Origin of the sequence: Salirhabdus salicampi (assembly GCF_024259515.1) — a bacterium.
Taxonomy (GTDB): domain Bacteria; phylum Bacillota; class Bacilli; order Bacillales; family Alkalibacillaceae; genus Salirhabdus_A; species Salirhabdus_A salicampi.
Window position 1 is genome coordinate 279,978 of the sequence record NZ_JANBWE010000003.1, and the last position, 15,857, is coordinate 295,834.

General features: G+C 39.9%; 18 protein-coding genes. 16 read left to right on the forward strand and 2 right to left on the reverse strand.

Annotated features, from left to right (window positions below; all coding sequences use genetic code 11):
- The first annotated feature begins 49 nt into the window (after nucleotides 1-49).
- From murA to NLW78_RS11355, 16 genes are all read left to right on the forward strand, one after another.
- The gene (gene murA, locus NLW78_RS11280; protein WP_254497235.1) at nucleotides 50-1,336 is read left to right on the forward strand and encodes a UDP-N-acetylglucosamine 1-carboxyvinyltransferase; all 1,287 of its coding nucleotides are present in this window, start codon (nucleotides 50-52) and stop codon (nucleotides 1,334-1,336) included.
- Between the two features lie 54 nt (nucleotides 1,337-1,390).
- A complete protein-coding gene (gene glpX / locus NLW78_RS11285; protein ID WP_254497236.1) occupies nucleotides 1,391-2,359 on the forward strand; it encodes a class II fructose-bisphosphatase in 969 nt (322 codons plus the stop codon).
- A 249-nt stretch (nucleotides 2,360-2,608) separates the two neighbouring features.
- Nucleotides 2,609-3,886, forward strand: coding sequence for a transcription termination factor Rho (gene rho, locus NLW78_RS11290; RefSeq protein WP_302328542.1), 1,278 nt, complete (start codon nucleotides 2,609-2,611; stop codon nucleotides 3,884-3,886).
- A 146-nt stretch (nucleotides 3,887-4,032) separates the two neighbouring features.
- Nucleotides 4,033-4,278, forward strand: a complete 246-nt coding sequence (locus NLW78_RS11295; protein WP_254497238.1) for a type B 50S ribosomal protein L31 — start codon at nucleotides 4,033-4,035, stop codon at nucleotides 4,276-4,278.
- A 124-nt stretch (nucleotides 4,279-4,402) separates the two neighbouring features.
- Complete coding sequence (locus NLW78_RS11300; protein ID WP_254497239.1) at nucleotides 4,403-5,020, forward strand: thymidine kinase; 618 nt, start codon at nucleotides 4,403-4,405, stop codon at nucleotides 5,018-5,020.
- 106 nt (nucleotides 5,021-5,126) lie between these two features.
- Nucleotides 5,127-6,197, forward strand: coding sequence for a peptide chain release factor 1 (gene prfA / locus NLW78_RS11305; RefSeq protein ID WP_254497240.1), 1,071 nt, complete (start codon nucleotides 5,127-5,129; stop codon nucleotides 6,195-6,197).
- 1 nt (nucleotide 6,198) lies between these two features.
- Nucleotides 6,199-7,068, forward strand: a complete 870-nt coding sequence (prmC, locus tag NLW78_RS11310) for a peptide chain release factor N(5)-glutamine methyltransferase (protein ID WP_254497241.1) — start codon at nucleotides 6,199-6,201, stop codon at nucleotides 7,066-7,068.
- A gap of 108 nt (nucleotides 7,069-7,176) precedes the next feature.
- Nucleotides 7,177-7,785, forward strand: coding sequence for a stage II sporulation protein R (spoIIR, locus tag NLW78_RS11315; protein WP_254497242.1), 609 nt, complete (start codon nucleotides 7,177-7,179; stop codon nucleotides 7,783-7,785).
- 80 nt (nucleotides 7,786-7,865) lie between these two features.
- Nucleotides 7,866-8,288: a hypothetical protein gene (locus NLW78_RS11320; RefSeq protein ID WP_254497243.1), complete on the forward strand. Its 423-nt coding sequence runs from the start codon at nucleotides 7,866-7,868 to the stop codon at nucleotides 8,286-8,288.
- Between the two features lie 510 nt (nucleotides 8,289-8,798).
- The gene (locus NLW78_RS11325) at nucleotides 8,799-9,845 is read left to right on the forward strand and encodes an L-threonylcarbamoyladenylate synthase (protein WP_437181968.1); all 1,047 of its coding nucleotides are present in this window, start codon (nucleotides 8,799-8,801) and stop codon (nucleotides 9,843-9,845) included.
- A gap of 65 nt (nucleotides 9,846-9,910) precedes the next feature.
- Complete coding sequence (locus NLW78_RS11330; RefSeq protein WP_254497244.1) at nucleotides 9,911-10,462, forward strand: manganese efflux pump MntP; 552 nt, start codon at nucleotides 9,911-9,913, stop codon at nucleotides 10,460-10,462.
- Between the two features lie 102 nt (nucleotides 10,463-10,564).
- Complete coding sequence (locus NLW78_RS11335; RefSeq protein ID WP_302328528.1) at nucleotides 10,565-11,161, forward strand: low molecular weight protein arginine phosphatase; 597 nt, start codon at nucleotides 10,565-10,567, stop codon at nucleotides 11,159-11,161.
- Nucleotides 11,162-11,207: 46 nt separating this feature from the next.
- Nucleotides 11,208-11,654 carry a ribose 5-phosphate isomerase B gene (gene rpiB, locus NLW78_RS11340; RefSeq protein WP_254497245.1) on the forward strand — a complete coding sequence of 149 codons (447 nt, stop codon included), beginning with the start codon at nucleotides 11,208-11,210 and terminating at the stop codon, nucleotides 11,652-11,654.
- 35 nt (nucleotides 11,655-11,689) lie between these two features.
- Entirely contained in the window at nucleotides 11,690-12,268 is a 579-nt protein-coding gene (locus NLW78_RS11345) for a TIGR01440 family protein (RefSeq protein ID WP_254497370.1), read from the forward strand.
- Nucleotides 12,269-12,287: 19 nt separating this feature from the next.
- Nucleotides 12,288-13,526, forward strand: a complete 1,239-nt coding sequence (gene glyA / locus NLW78_RS11350; RefSeq protein ID WP_254497246.1) for a serine hydroxymethyltransferase — start codon at nucleotides 12,288-12,290, stop codon at nucleotides 13,524-13,526.
- 202 nt (nucleotides 13,527-13,728) lie between these two features.
- Nucleotides 13,729-14,214, forward strand: a complete 486-nt coding sequence (locus NLW78_RS11355) for a hypothetical protein (protein WP_254497247.1) — start codon at nucleotides 13,729-13,731, stop codon at nucleotides 14,212-14,214.
- A gap of 43 nt (nucleotides 14,215-14,257) precedes the next feature.
- Here NLW78_RS11355 and NLW78_RS11360 read toward each other — a convergent pair whose 3' ends face one another.
- Together NLW78_RS11360 and NLW78_RS11365 are read right to left on the reverse strand one after the other, a co-directional pair.
- Complete coding sequence (locus NLW78_RS11360) at nucleotides 14,258-15,415, reverse strand: mannitol-1-phosphate 5-dehydrogenase (RefSeq protein WP_254497248.1); 1,158 nt, start codon at nucleotides 15,413-15,415, stop codon at nucleotides 14,258-14,260.
- A 1-nt stretch (nucleotide 15,416) separates the two neighbouring features.
- Nucleotides 15,417-15,854, reverse strand: coding sequence for a PTS mannitol transporter subunit IIA (locus tag NLW78_RS11365; RefSeq protein WP_254497249.1), 438 nt, complete (start codon nucleotides 15,852-15,854; stop codon nucleotides 15,417-15,419).
- Nucleotides 15,855-15,857: the final 3 nt, after the last annotated feature.

A 15,857-nucleotide genomic window follows, 5' to 3' on the forward strand; every position in this document is an offset into this window, starting at 1 on the left:
CATCCTAACATTAAGAGGATTTAACTGACAGAAAAGAGGAGCGTTTTTAATGGAGAAATTGCTTATTGAAGGTGGCAATACTTTAAGAGGGCAAGTTCGTGTTAGTGGCGCAAAAAATAGCGCAGTTGCTCTGCTTCCGGCAACTATTTTAGCGAATGGCCCTGTTACCATTGAGGGATTGCCAAACATATCAGATATTCAAATTTTGAAAGACCTACTAGAAGAAATTGGCGGGAAAACATCTCAAACTGGACAAGATGTAACCATCGATCCTTCAACAATGGTCTCCATGCCATTACCAAATGGAAAGGTAAAAAAGCTTCGCGCATCTTACTACTTTATGGGGGCGATGTTAGGGCGTTTTAAAAAAGCGGTCATCGGTTTACCGGGCGGCTGTAACCTTGGGCCAAGACCGATTGACCAACATATTAAAGGCTTTGAAGCGTTAGGAGCTAAGGTAACGAATGAGCAGGGAGCTGTGTATTTACGGGCAGATGAATTAGTTGGAGCACGTATCTACCTGGATGTCGTAAGTGTCGGTGCGACGATTAACATTATGTTAGCTGCTGTTCGTGCTAAAGGAAAAACAATTATTGAAAATGCTGCTAAAGAGCCTGAGATCATCGATGTAGCCACATTACTAACGAGTATGGGGGCGAAAATTAAAGGTGCTGGTACAGATGTGATCCGGATTGAAGGTGTTGATACGTTAAACGGCTGCCAACATACAATCATACCAGACCGAATTGAGGCTGGCACTTATACGATAATCGCTGCAGCGAAAGGTGAAGAAGTTTTAATCGATAATGTTATCCCGACCCATTTAGAGTCCCTTATTGCAAAATTGCGGGAAATGGGTGTCATTATCGAAACGAAGGATGACCAAATGCTCGTCAAAGGTAACTGTAAGATGAAAAGTGTTGATATAAAAACACTAGTATATCCAGGTTTTCCAACCGATTTACAACAACCGTTTACGACTTTGTTAACAAAAGCAGAAGGTACTGGCATTATTACAGATACAATTTATCAGGCTCGATTTAAACATATCGACGAATTACGGAGAATGAACGCTGAAATTAAAGTAGAGGGAAGTTCAGCTGTCATTTCAGGCCCGGTTACACTTGAAGGAGCAAAAGTAAAAGCAAGTGATTTGCGTGCAGGTGCTGCTCTTGTTGCGGCAGGATTAATTGCTGATGGTGTTACCGAAATCATTGGTGTTGATCATATCGATCGTGGCTATGAAGATTTAACCGCCAAGCTTGAGTCAATTGGCGCAAAAATTTGGCGGGAAACAATGACAGAAGAAGAAATAGAACAATTTCAAAACTCATAAAAACATTACATCAAGGGGGAACAGGCTTTAAGTAGGGGGAGGAGAACGAAGAAAATGGAAAGAAGTTTAACGATGGAATTAGTGCGAGTTACAGAAGCGGCTGCATTAGCCTCTGCTCGATGGATGGGGCGTGGAAAAAAGGATGAGGCTGACGACGCTGCAACATCCGCAATGCGTAGTGTTTTTGATACGATTCCGATGAAAGGTACTGTCGTAATCGGTGAAGGGGAAATGGATGAAGCGCCGATGTTATATATCGGAGAACGCCTTGGAAACGGATACGGACCACGTGTAGACGTTGCAGTTGATCCGCTGGAAGGAACGAATATCGTTGCCCAAGGAACGTGGAATGCGCTGGCCGTTTTGGCGGTAACAGACCACGGCAAAATGTTACATGCTCCTGATATGTATATGAATAAAATCGCTGTCGGCCCTGAGGCAGTTGGGAAGGTAAATATAAATGCTTCTGTAACAGATAATTTACAAGCAGTTGCGAGAGCAAAAGGAAAAGATGTAGAGGATATTGTTGCGACTGTTTTAAATCGTAAACGACATGAAAAGATTATTCATGAAATTCGTGAAGCTGGTGCCCGTATTAAACTCATCCCAGATGGAGATGTTGCAGCAGCGATTAATACAGCCTTTGACCATACTGGTGTTGATATTTTGTTCGGTATAGGTGGTGCACCTGAAGGAGTCCTGGCAGCCGTTGGGTTGAAATGCCTCGGTGGAGAGTTGCAGGGGCAGCTAGTACCACAAAATGACGAAGAAAGACGTCGTTGCTTAGAAATGGGAATTGATGATGTAAATAAAGTATTAACGATGGAAGATTTGTGTGGCGGCGATGATGCCATTTTCACAGCTACAGGTGTGACAGATGGTGAATTGCTAAAAGGTGTCCAATATAAGGGGACAAAAGCGACAACTGAAACCGTCGTTATGCGGGCAAAATCCGGAACAGTACGCTTTATTGATGGGAACCATAGCTTGAAAAAGAAACCGAATTTAGTCATAAAAGAATAACCGGTCTTAGCACTGGTTATTCTTTTCCAATCTTATAAATTTGGAATTTCACTAAAATTCTATTGAATAAAGATGTCTTTTATGGTTAAAATTATAATGTTTGTATGAGAGGAAAAACATTACCCCATCCTTTATGGACTTCTACTCTCACTTCATGAACATCTCCCGACTTTTTAGTCTCGTAATGATTGATTCATAATTTTATATTTTACAATTGAAAAAAATAAGAGTGGTGATAGTGTGTCGGAAATGACAATACGGGAACTTGAGACGTTAACGTTGAAAGAGTTATATGCTCAAGCCCGTGATTACAAAATTTCCTATTATGGAAAATTAACAAAGAAAGAATTAATTTTTGCTATTTTGAAAGCACAAGCTGAAAAAGATGGCTACTTATTTATGGATGGAATTTTAGAAATTATTCCTTCAGAAGGCTTTGGCTTTTTACGTCCAATAAATTACTCTCCAAGTGCAGAAGATATTTACATATCTGCATCTCAAATCCGTCGATTTGATTTACGCAATGGTGACAAAGTATCAGGTAAAGTCAGACCTCCGAAGGATAACGAACGTTATTACGGACTTTTGCACGTTGGTGCGGTGAATGGGGAGGATCCGGAAACGGCGAAGGAACGAGTTCACTTTCCAGCGTTAACGCCATTATATCCAGATCGTTTAATGCAATTGGAAACGGAAAGTAAAAAGCTTTCAACTCGAATTATGGATTTAATGTCTCCGGTCGGGTTTGGTCAACGTGGTCTCATTGTTGCTCCCCCTAAGGCAGGGAAAACGATGTTATTAAAGGAAATTGCCAATAGTATTTCCACTAACCATCCTGAGGCGAAACTAATTATTTTATTAGTGGATGAACGCCCAGAGGAAGTTACAGACATTGAGCGTTCTGTTCATGAGGATGTAGATGTTGTAAGTTCCACATTTGATGAAGTGCCAGAAAACCACATTAAAGTTTCTGAACTTGTGTTAGAAAGAGCGATGCGACTCGTTGAACATAAACGTGATGTCATTATTTTAATGGACAGTATAACAAGACTTGCTAGAGCTTATAACCTCGTTATTCCACCGAGTGGACGTACACTGTCAGGTGGTATTGACCCAGCAGCATTCCATCGTCCAAAGCGTTTCTTTGGTGCTGCTAGAAACATAGAAGAGGGCGGAAGTATGACGATCTTAGCAACTGCCCTTGTTGATACTGGTTCACGTATGGATGATGTTATTTATGAGGAATTTAAAGGTACAGGTAATATGGAACTTCACTTAGATCGTAGTCTTGCAGAAAGAAGAATTTTCCCTGCGTTGGATATCCCTCGTTCTGGAACGAGAAAAGAAGAACTATTATTGCCGAAGGCGAACTTAGAGAAGATGTGGGCAATCCGTAAAATGATGGGCAACTCCCATGACTTTGTAGAACGTTTCCTCCGTAGAATGAGAACGACAAAAAATAACGAAGAATTCTTCCAGAAATTAGAGGAAGACATGAAAGGGAACGCGTCTACACGGAGGTCGTAACGGGTTAAATGGACCTTGCAAAAAAAATATGTGCCTGTTATAATCACTCTATGTGAGTTTCGATAACAAACTTCAACATAACCGCACTGCGGTTTCGACAATAACTCTGTTTCCGAAGGATTCAGGGCGAAAAGGAGTGGAAGAACATGAAACAAGGAATTCATCCAGAATACAGAAAAGTTGTTTTTCTTGATACTAGCTCAGATTTCAAATTTTTGAGCGGATCAACACAAACTTCTGAAGAAACAATTGAGTGGGAAGATGGAAACACATATCCATTAATTCGCGTAGAAATTAGTTCTGCTTCTCATCCATTCTACACTGGTAAGCAAAAAGCTGATAAAGTTGGCGGACGTGTAGATCGTTTCAAGAAGAAATACAACATGAATTAATCTTTAAACATTCAATATTTAGAAACAGGCAAATTTGCTTTATTTGCCTGTTTTTTTATTCGGATAAACGTGATCAATACTAGAAATACTATACATGTGAGCTTTGGAAAGGGGAGGCCTACCGGTGTATGAAATGAACCAAAACGGATGGCTTGAAACGATTTGTGGAAGTATGTTCTCAGGTAAGTCTGAAGAGTTAATACGGAGAGTGCGTAGAGCAACATACGCCAAATTAGCAGTAAAAGTTTTTAAGCCGGTGATTGATAATCGCTACGCAGAGGAAGCGGTCGTATCCCATGACGGAGCTTCAGTTGTTGCAAAACCGATTGAACGTTCTATTGATATATACGATTACATAGACGAAAACGTTGATGTAATTGGCATAGATGAAGTCCAATTTTTTGACGAGCGTATCGTTGAGGTGACACAAGATTTAGCAGATAGAGGATACCGCGTCATTGTTGCTGGTCTTGATTCCGATTTTCGTGGTGAGCCCTTTGGTCCTGTTCCGAGGCTCATGTCGTTAAGCGAATCAGTCACAAAATTAAATGCAATATGTCCTATCTGTGGTTCGCCAGCGAGCCGTACTCAAAGACTAATCGATGGTAAACCAGCATCCTATGATGATCCTGTCATTTTAGTCGGAGCATCAGAGTCATATGAACCGAGATGTCGTCATCACCATGAAGTACCTAATAAGCCTATGATTAGCACACCTTTGCAACAAGTGACGGGAAAATAAAAAAGGTTGCTGGATTTTATCCGGCAGCCTTTTTTTCGCGTGTTTTGACGGTTCCTTTTCCCTATAATATAATGATAATGTTCAACAGAAAATGAGGTGTATTTCATTGTTAGATAAATTACATGCTTTAGAAGATCGTTATGAAAAGTTAAATGAATTGTTGAGTGACCCCGAAGTCATTAACGATACGAAAAAGTTAAGAGAATATTCGAAGGAACAGGCTGACCTGCAAGAGGTTGTTGACGCCTACCGCCAATATAAAGATGTAACAACACAATTAGACGACGCAAAAGCGATGTTAGAAGATCAACTAGATGATGATATGCGCGATATGGTAAAAGATGAAATTAGTGAACTTTCAACTGAGAAGGAAGAGTTGGAAGAGCGCTTGAAAATCTTGTTAATTCCGAAGGACCCTAATGATGATAAAAACGTTATTATGGAAATTCGTGGAGCTGCCGGTGGGGAGGAAGCAGCGTTGTTTGCCGGAAGCTTATACCGCATGTACTCCCGTTATGCCGAGGCACAAGGTTGGAAAACGGAAATTCTTGAATATCATGAATCAGATATGGGTGGATATAAAGAAATTATTTTCATGATTAATGGGCAAGGTGCCTTCTCCAAACTGAAGTATGAAAATGGAGCACACCGTGTACAACGTGTACCCGAAACAGAATCAGGTGGACGTATTCATACATCAACGGCTACAGTTGCCGCCCTTCCTGAAGCAGAAGATGTAGAAGTAGATATCCACGAAAAGGATATTCGTGTGGATACATTCGCTTCTAGTGGACCTGGAGGACAGAGTGTTAATACAACGATGTCTGCTGTACGTTTAACCCATATGCCTACAGGAATTGTTGTTTCCATCCAAGATGAAAAGTCACAAATTAAAAACAAAGAGAAAGCGATGAAAGTACTGCGAGCGCGTATTTACGAGAAATTTCAACAAGAAGCCCAAGCAGAATATGATGAAACACGCAAGTCTGCGGTAGGCTCTGGTGACCGTTCCGAGCGTATTCGTACGTATAACTATCCACAAAACCGTGTAACAGATCACCGTATTGGATTGACGATTCAAAAATTAGACCAAATTTTAGAAGGTAAATTGGATGAAATTACTGAAGCGTTAATTATCGAAGAGCAAACGAAAAAGCTGGAGGAAATTGGTGGGTAACATGGCGGATTTTCAAAAAATATGGGAAGCCCGAAGATGGGCTTCTCTTTTTTTAAAAGAGCATAGTCGGGAAGCGAATGTTGTGGATATCTTGTTGATGCATCATTTACAACTTTCAAAAGCACAGTTATTAAGTGTCTTGCAGGAGGAATTCCCGGAAGAAAAGAGAGACATATTCATCCACCAGATTACTGAATATGGACTCAAAGGGGTTCCGGTTCAACATTTAATCGGTTATGAATACTTTTACGGGCGCAAGTTTTCCGTAAATAGGCATGTGTTAATCCCTCGTCCTGAAACAGAGGAATTAGTGCAATTAGTGTTACAAGAGGTGGAAAGGCGTTACGCAACAAATCGTGTTGTCAAATGTGTGGATATTGGAACAGGGAGCGGTGTAATAGCCGTAACACTGAAAAAGGAACAACCATCGTTAGAAGTAGCAGCGATTGATATCTCGGCTGATGCCTTATCCGTAGCGAAAGGGAATGCAAAGAACCACGAAGTGGACATCGCATTTTACGAAGGTAGTTACCTGCAACCACTCATTGATGAACAGGAAGAAGTAGACGTTATCGTTTCCAATCCCCCTTACATTCCAAACGAGGATGAACGAACATTGGTGGATACCGTAAAAGATTATGACCCCCACCTAGCTCTATTTGGTGGTGAGGATGGCTTGAACAGTTACCGTACAATCGTAATGCAGTCTCATTCGGTGTTACGCCAAAATGGACTTATTGCTTTTGAAATTGGCTATAACCAAGGACAAGATGTATGCCAAATCATTCAAGCACAATATAAGGATGCTAAACCGAAAATCGTACAAGATATTAACGGCAAAGACCGTTTCGTTTACTGTTGGATACAGTAATCGGAACGGTTTTTCTATCAATCTATAAAAATTGCAAGTTTTATGTTTAAATCTCGTATCCTTGCCCATACTGTGAGTAAAAGGACGTTTGAAAGGGGCAGGAATAAAATGAGACAGGCTTTGTTTTTATTTTTAGTTATCTTTATCTTGTTTATCAATCCTTCAAAAGGATATGGCAATAGTAATGAAGGTGCAGATTATGGAAAAATACCCGAAGAGTCAATTCGTTTACGTATTTTAGCAAACTCCAATGCGGATGTTGATCAACAGGTTAAACGGTTAATTCGAGACGAGATTAATAAAGAAATTACAAATTGGGTAGAGGAGTTAGTATCTATTGATGATGCTCGAGCATTAATTCAGCAACGTTTAGATCGTATTGATGTAATTGTAGGTGAAGTATTAAAAGAACATAATATCGAACAGTCTTATGACGTTGAATATGGAAATGTATCCTTCCCTACAAAATTGTACGGCGATTTTGTTTATCCAGCGGGAGAATATGAGGCAATCCTCGTTACACTTGGAGATGGAAAAGGTGACAATTGGTGGTGTGTTTTATTCCCTCCATTATGCTTTTTAGACTTTTCTGATGGTACGACTGTTGCTACAACAGTAGAGGGAGAAGAAGATGTCGAAGTTAGTGATAAGCAAAAGGTAGAAGTAAAGTTCTTTGTGATTGAGTGGATCGAAAAACTACTTACGCTGTTCTCATAGAGAAAAAAATAGATTTCTTTGCATAATGCCATTTCTCTGTTCATAGAGTAGTGATAGATATTTGATGGAGGAGTGGTGATATGGTAGAAATTGTCCCGGCAAAACATGATCGTTTAGCGAAGTTAGAATCGTTTTTCGGCCAACATTGGCAAAAGCAAGATCGGAAAGACGAATTATATCAATATGGACGTTACATTAAAGTAAAGGGAACAAGTTGTGGATTTTTTGCACTCGTACCGTTCGGTGAAAAGGAAGGACAATTACGTACATTATACTTAACAGAAGCGTTTAATCCTGGTCTCATTATGGTTATGATTGATTGGATTAAAGAAGACGCCCAAAAGAACGGATATTCAAGACTGTGGGTAGAAAGCAAAGATCAAAATCGGGAGACATTGTTTAAAACGTGGGGTTTTGAAAAACAAGCAAATCCACAGGATCAACAGAAAAAATGGTGGACGTTAAAATTAGAGTTATCAACAACTGTGGATAAGTCCTGTTGATATCTTGTGAAAAACTCCTCAGGGAGTTTTTATATATAAAGGCGGAACGTCTATGTTCCGCCTTTTGTTATATCTTTTATTTGCATTAGCAGCATCGTACAACAATGTTTTTATAGCCCCTGGAAAGGGTTCAGCGATTAGAATATGATGTAATCATTTAGACTGGTAGAAAAAAATTGGCTCACTTGTGGAAAACTACGGGATAACGTTTCGAATGGATTAACTTCAATTACCCTAGTCAAAAAAGAAGACAAAGGATTTTTGAACAACTTCACAGTTCGCCCCATTGCTATTTTTAAGTAGTATTTTAATTAAGTAACCACTCCAACATAAAAAATGAGTGTGGGTAACTGGACAACGGCTGATGTTTGTAACACGATGGAGTGGAATCGTGACATCATTGCCTTTTTCGAAAAAAACCGATATAAAAATTTATGATAAAACTTGCCCTGAAATGTAGAACAAGCGCATAATAAGCAATAGAGCAATATAGACGGAAGGAGAATCACCGTGAGTCGTTATGATAAAACCCACTATTGGAAAGTTGATATAAATACTGTATCCGTAGAGGATCCGAATATACAAGAAGCAGCGATTGCGTTACGAAAAGGAGAAGTAGTGGCTTTCCCGACCGAAACCGTTTATGGATTAGGGGCAGATGCTACTAAATATGATGCAGTACAAAAAATTTTTTCCGCAAAAGGTCGCCCATCCGATAATCCACTTATTGTCCACATAGGGGATAAAAATCAAATCTCTGAATTGGCATTAGATATAAAAAAACATGCATTCAAGTTAATGGACACCTTTTGGCCGGGTCCGTTAACGATTATCGTGAAAGAAAAGCGGGTTTGTGCAGAAAATGTAACAGCAGGACTGAATACAGTCGGCATTCGCATACCTGACCATCCTGTAGCCCTTGCTTTGCTTCAAGCGAGTCAGCTACCTGTTGCTGCACCTAGTGCCAATCGATCTGGTAAGCCGAGTCCAACAACGGCAAACCATGTCCTTCAAGATTTATCGAATCGAATCTTTGGTGTATTAGATGGTGGCCCAACGGGAATAGGGGTTGAATCAACGGTTATAGACTGTACAGAAGATATTCCCGTTATTTTACGTCCCGGCGGAATAACGTTAGAAGCGATTCGTGAAGTGATTGGTGACGTTATATATGATAGTGCTTTGTATCGTGATGATCAAAAACCGAAGTCTCCTGGGATGAAGTATGCTCACTATGCACCAAATGCCCCTCTCTGGATTGTCGAAGGTGGAGTAGAGACCTTGCAAAAACAAATTAATGAACTAACTGAACGAGGGAAAAAGGTTGGTGTGATGGTAAGTGATGAGCATGTTCCTCATATTTCGGCAGACATCGTTCAAAGTTGCGGTTCGAAAGCCCATTTAGAGGAGGTAGCATCAAAGCTTTATGATGTATTACGGTCGTTTGATCAGCTGGAGGCCGATATTATCCTGGCTGAACCCTTTCCATATGAAGGTATAGGTGAAGCGGTGATGAACCGACTATTGAAAGCAGCCTCCCACGTTGTAAAACTTTAAGTTTATCCTTCTAAAATATTCCCCCCTTGCATATATTGGATTTAGCATGTCCGAGGGGGGTTATAATGGGTTCACATATAATCGGAGAATGGTTAACATTATCAATCATGGCAGTTGCCCTTGGAATGGATGCCTTTTCTGTCAGCTTAGGATTGGGAATGGCGTACTTCCGTTTAAAGAAAATTTTTTTTATCGGAATTCTTATCGGTTTATTTCACGTCATTATGCCTTCGATAGGGATGGTTCTTGGTCTCTTCTTTTCGGCCAAGCTTGGTAATATAGCCGCAATTATTGGAGGAGTATTGTTAATTATTTTAGGTATACAAATGTTCCTATCCTCTTTTTCAGAAGAACGGGAAATTAAATTGAGCAGTCGCATTAGCATATTATTGTTTGCGTTGACCGTAAGTTTGGACAGCTTTTCAGTAGGATTAAGTTTAGGTATGACAGGATCCCATACAGTTATTGCACTCTTTTTATTTGGTGTTATCACGACTATACTAACTTGGGTCGGTTTTATATTGGCGAGAAAGGTTAGTCATCTGTTTGGATCCTATAGTGAAATGTTAGGTGGAAGTGTGCTTTTCGCCTTCGGATTACAGTTGGTTTTTTCATAAACGGAATATACGAAAGGGACGTTAACGAATAACGTCCCTTTTTGTTGCATCAGTCTATGATATGGTATAGTTTTCATAGAACGAGGAGCGGAGGTACAAAATATGAAAAATGTCTTATTTGTCTGTACCGGGAATACATGTAGAAGTCCAATGGCAGAAGCATTACTTAAGGAAAAATCCGATTCAATACAAGTAAAATCGGCAGGTATATTTGCAGCCAAACAAATGCCGGCAGCACCAGATGCATTAAAAGCGCTTCATAGTCATGGGATTTCATTTCAACATTATTCCCAACCAGTAACAAGAGAACTATTAGAATGGGCTGACGTAATCTTAACGATGACGACACAACATAAACAAAGCTTACTACAACAATACTCACAGTTTAGTGAGAAAATATTTACGTTAAAAGAATATGTTGACGATGAGCAAACAAATATTTGGAATAAACTAAAAGAAGCTTACACAGAGTTAGAGGAAAAACGGTTAAAACTACTTCGAAATAACTTAACCAATGCAGAAATTGAACAACAATTACAGGAAGATATTACGAAGATTCGCCTCTTAGAGAGTAAAATGGATAGTGTTGATATTCAAGACCCTATTGGTCAAGGGATAGACGTTTATGAAAAAACTTTGGCAGAACTTGAAAAAAATATTGAACTCCTCATCAATAAGTTAGAAAATAAAGATAAGTAAGGAAAAGATTTCATATTGGCAGTGGAAACAAAAGGGAGTGTAAAACGTGAAAATAGTAATAGCATCAGATCATGGAGGCATCAACCTTCGTGAAGAGATTGCAGGACTGCTAAAAGAAATGAATATTGCCTATGTAGATATGGGGTGTGACTGCGAAGAATCAGTCGATTATCCAGACTACGGTATTCCAGCAGCAGAAAAGGTGGCACAAGGAGAATTTGATTTAGGCATATTGATATGCGGAACAGGAATTGGTATGTCAATTGCAGCGAACAAAGTAAAAGGGGTACGTTGTGCGCTTGTACATGATGTGTTTAGTGCAAAAATGACGAAAGCACATAATGATGCAAACGTCATAGCGATGGGCGAACGTGTTATCGGACCAGGCCTGGCAAAGGAAATTGTGAAAGCGTGGCTGGAAACTGAATTTGAAGGTGGTCGTCACCAAAATCGTATTGGGAAAATTGCCGATTATGAACAGAAGACAATATAAAAGGTACCCTCTCTTAGGAGTGAGGTGAAAAGATGATTGAAGATATTCAAGCTCATACAAGGGACATTGTACAAGAGTGGCTTCGTTCGGATTTGTTAAAACCGAATCAGCTGTTAGTAGTCGGATGCTCCACTAGTGAAATCGCTGGTGAAAACATTGGCACATCGGGAAGTGAAATTATTGCACGTGCTGTCTATGATGAATTGAAGGTACTACAACGAGAGGCATCGATCGAGTTAGTTTTTCAATGCTGTGAACATTTAAATCGTGCTCTTGTGGTGGAAGAAGAGGTGGCGCTAAAACACCAATTCAGTATCGTGTCAGTCATTCCTGTACCAAGTGCTGGCGGTTCTATGGCATCATATGCTTTTCAGCAGTTCGAACAGCCAGTTGTTGTAGAATCACTAAAAGCAGATGCTGGAATTGACATTGGAAATACGCTAATTGGCATGCACTTAAAACCTGTTGCCGTCCCGTTGCGCTTTGCTAGACGAAACATTGGTTCCGCGAATGTGATAAACGCTCGTACACGTCCAAAATTAATTGGAGGAAATCGGGCTATTTATACAGAAGAAGAAGCTATAAAAAAAAGAAGCGACAGTCATGGAAGATGACGTAAAAGGAGGAGAATAAATGGATCAATTAAAAAACGTTGACCCAGAAATTTTCAAAGCGGTGGAAGATGAACGAAAACGTCAGCAAGACAACATAGAATTAATTGCATCAGAGAACTTTGTATCCGAGGCAGTATTACAAGCAGCAGGATCCGTTTTAACAAACAAATATGCAGAAGGGTACCCGAACCGTAGGTATTATGGGGGCTGTGAATTTGTAGATGATGCGGAAAACTTAGCCCGTGATCGTGCAAAACAACTCTTTGGTGCAGATCATGCGAACGTCCAACCCCATTCTGGAGCTCAAGCAAACATGGCAGTATATTTTACTGTACTTCAGCCTGGGGATACAGTTCTAGGAATGAACTTAAGTCACGGTGGACATTTAACTCACGGTAGTCCAGTGAACTTCAGTGGGACATTATATAAATTTGAAGAGTACGGTGTAGATGAAAAAACAGAAGAAATCGATTACGATGCTTTACTGAAGCAAGCAAAAGAAGTAAAGCCGAAGTTAATCGTAGCTGGAGCCAGTGCTTATCCACGTGAAATCGACTTCAAAAAGTTCCGTGAAATTGCTGATGAAGTGGGAGCTTACTTGTTGGTAGATATGGCTCATATCGCGGGGTTAGTAGCGACAGGAATACATCCAAGCCCAATTCCCCATGCTCATTTTGTTACGACAACAACACATAAGACGTTGCGAGGACCTCGTGGTGGTATGATTTTATGTAAAGAGGAATTTGCAAAGAAAATAGATAAATCGGTATTCCCTGGTATGCAGGGCGGGCCCCTTATGCACATCATTGCAGCTAAGGCGGTAGCGTTCAAAGAAGCATTAGGTGAGGATTTCAAAACATATACGAAAAATATCGTGTCAAATGCAAAACGTCTGGGAGAAGCTTTAACTAAAGAAGGGTTTCGCCTTGTCTCTGACGGTACGGATAATCACCTTCTACTGTTAGATGTGAAAAAGATAGGATTAACTGGAAAAGTTGCCGAAAAAGCTCTGGATGAAGTAGGAATCACAGTAAATAAAAACACCATCCCATTTGATGAAGAAAGTCCGTTCGTAACTAGTGGTATCCGGATTGGAACGGCAGCTGTAACGACGAGAGGGTTTGGTGAAGAGGAAATGGATGAAATTGCATCCATAATGTCCTTTACGTTGCAAAACCACGAAGATGAAGAAAAGTTAAAAGAGGCGAAAGAAAGAGTAACTGAATTAACCAGAAAATTCCCGTTATATGAAAGATAAGAGGCATCCCCTGCTTGGGGATGTTTTTTTGTGTAATATATTAAATATTATACTAACATTGGAATGAAAAACCATATAATGACAAATAATAGTAAGCAAAGTCTGAAAATACGCAATACATTTACTTTTTACAGTGCTGTTTCCAAATAGAAATTATCCTTATATAATAATGTAAGCATTACATATTCTAGGAGGATTAAGGATGAAAAAATTCATTACAGTGTTAACTATATCAGCACTTGCTGTTTTATTGTTAGCTTGCCAACAGGAAGAACAACAACCAGAAGCTGATCCGAAAGCAGAAAAGTCAGCTCTTTTAAACAACCACCTACAAGTCGCAAGTAAAGTACGTGACGGTTACCAAGCAATTAGCGCATATGAAAGCGCGACAGAAGAAGATGCCGAGGCCTTAACTGAAGAAACCATTGCGGCTATTTCAGAAACTATTGAAAAGCTTGAGTCGTTTGAGCATGTTGAAGGTTTAAGTGAAAGTGATCAAGAGGCTTTTGAAGAAGCAGTGAATGAAGTGAAAGAAGCTTTTGCTGTATATCAGAGTGAAATTGAACATACAGAAGAGCCTAATTTTGAAGAAGCGGTTGCACATTTGGAAGCATATAACGAAATCGTTGGGGACCTTTTTGAATCCCGCGATATGTTAGCTCCTGATTTAATCGCTGAAATTCAGTAAGGTTAGAAATGTAAAACCCCGCTATTTGAATAGCGGGGTTTTATTATTTCTTCTGTTGAAACGCTTCAACTTGGGTAAGGATAGCTTGAGCTAACGGATGATTTTCTTCTAATTCACATATTTTTTGAATCGTTGCTGATACACCTTGGTCTCGAATTGATTTTTGTAATTCTACAGACTCCCCATCATGAACATCATCATAAAGTAAAGCAGCAGCAATCCCTTTCGTTAAGTTCATGGGTGTTGTTTCAAACATGTCGTAATATTGCTTAGCGGGGGAGATAAGCCGGTCATTCGGTCCTAGTTTGCGAATCGGCGCCCTTCCAACTCGGGTTAATTCGTCCGACAGATGACGGTTTTGGTAACGGGCTACAATTTTCAGTATATATTCTTCATGCTGTTTCTTCGTAAACCCATACTTTTCAATAAGGACAGCACCTGACTCCTTAAGAGCACCTAAAACGGATTGATACACACTTCGATCATCAATCGCTTCTTTTACGGTCTTATACCCATATTGATAGCCGATATAAGATACGATCGCATGTCCGGTATTAACAGTGAACAATTTTCGTTCAATATAAGGGGTTAAGTCTTGTACGTATGTGATGCCGTTTACAGGAGGTACATCCCCGACCGTTGCGGTTTCCTCTACGACCCATTCGTAAAACGGCTCTACTGATACTAAGAGCTTGTCTTCATTCGTTTGATTAGGAACGATTCGGTCGACAGCAGCATTTGGAAATGCGAATAACTGATCAAACTGCTTTTGCTCTTCTTCACTAGCTTTGTCATAAACATGTTCCTTTAAAAACGCACTTCCACCAATCATATTTTCGCAAGCGATAATGTTTAATGGTTTGCTCGTATCGTGAGACCGTTTACTTAGTCCTTTGTACATAAGCTCAGCAATAATTGGTAATATATTTGGTCCGACCGCAGTTGTGACTAAATCTGCTTTGGCAATAGCCTCAACTACTTGTTCGGGCTCTGTCAGACTATTAAGTGCAGAAACGTTCCGAATCTTCTCAGCATGGTTTCCTTCATCCGCTAATACAACAGTATATTCTTTCCGTTTATTTAGAAGGTCAACGATTTCTTCATTGACGTCTACAAAGGTTACGTCGTAACCGGATTTTGATAACAATCCTCCAATGAAACCTCTCCCAATATTTCCTGCTCCGAAATGGACGGCTAACATATTAATTCACCTCATGAAATAGTTGTAAGATTTCTTCTGCGTTGCCAGCGTTAACGAGTTTCTGGATGTTCTCTTCCTCAGAACATACAACTGCAATGTTTGATAGAATATCTAGATGCTCGCCATCCTTACCAGCTATGCCAATTAAGATTTTGACTATGTTGCCATCACCAAAGTCTACCCCTTCCGGTACTTGGATTATGGCAATACCTGAAGCTAACACTTCCTGTTTAGCATCTTCGGTTCCGTGTGGAATAGCTACGAAGTTCCCCATATAGGTAGACGTTAATTCCTCACGTTCCAGCATTTTCTCAATATAGGAAGGCTTCACATATCCTTTTTCAACTAATAATTCTCCGGTTTTACGAATAGCCTCTTCCTTTGATTCGATCTTTGCGCCAACTACAATATTGTCTGTTGATAAAATGGATAATGTCATGGG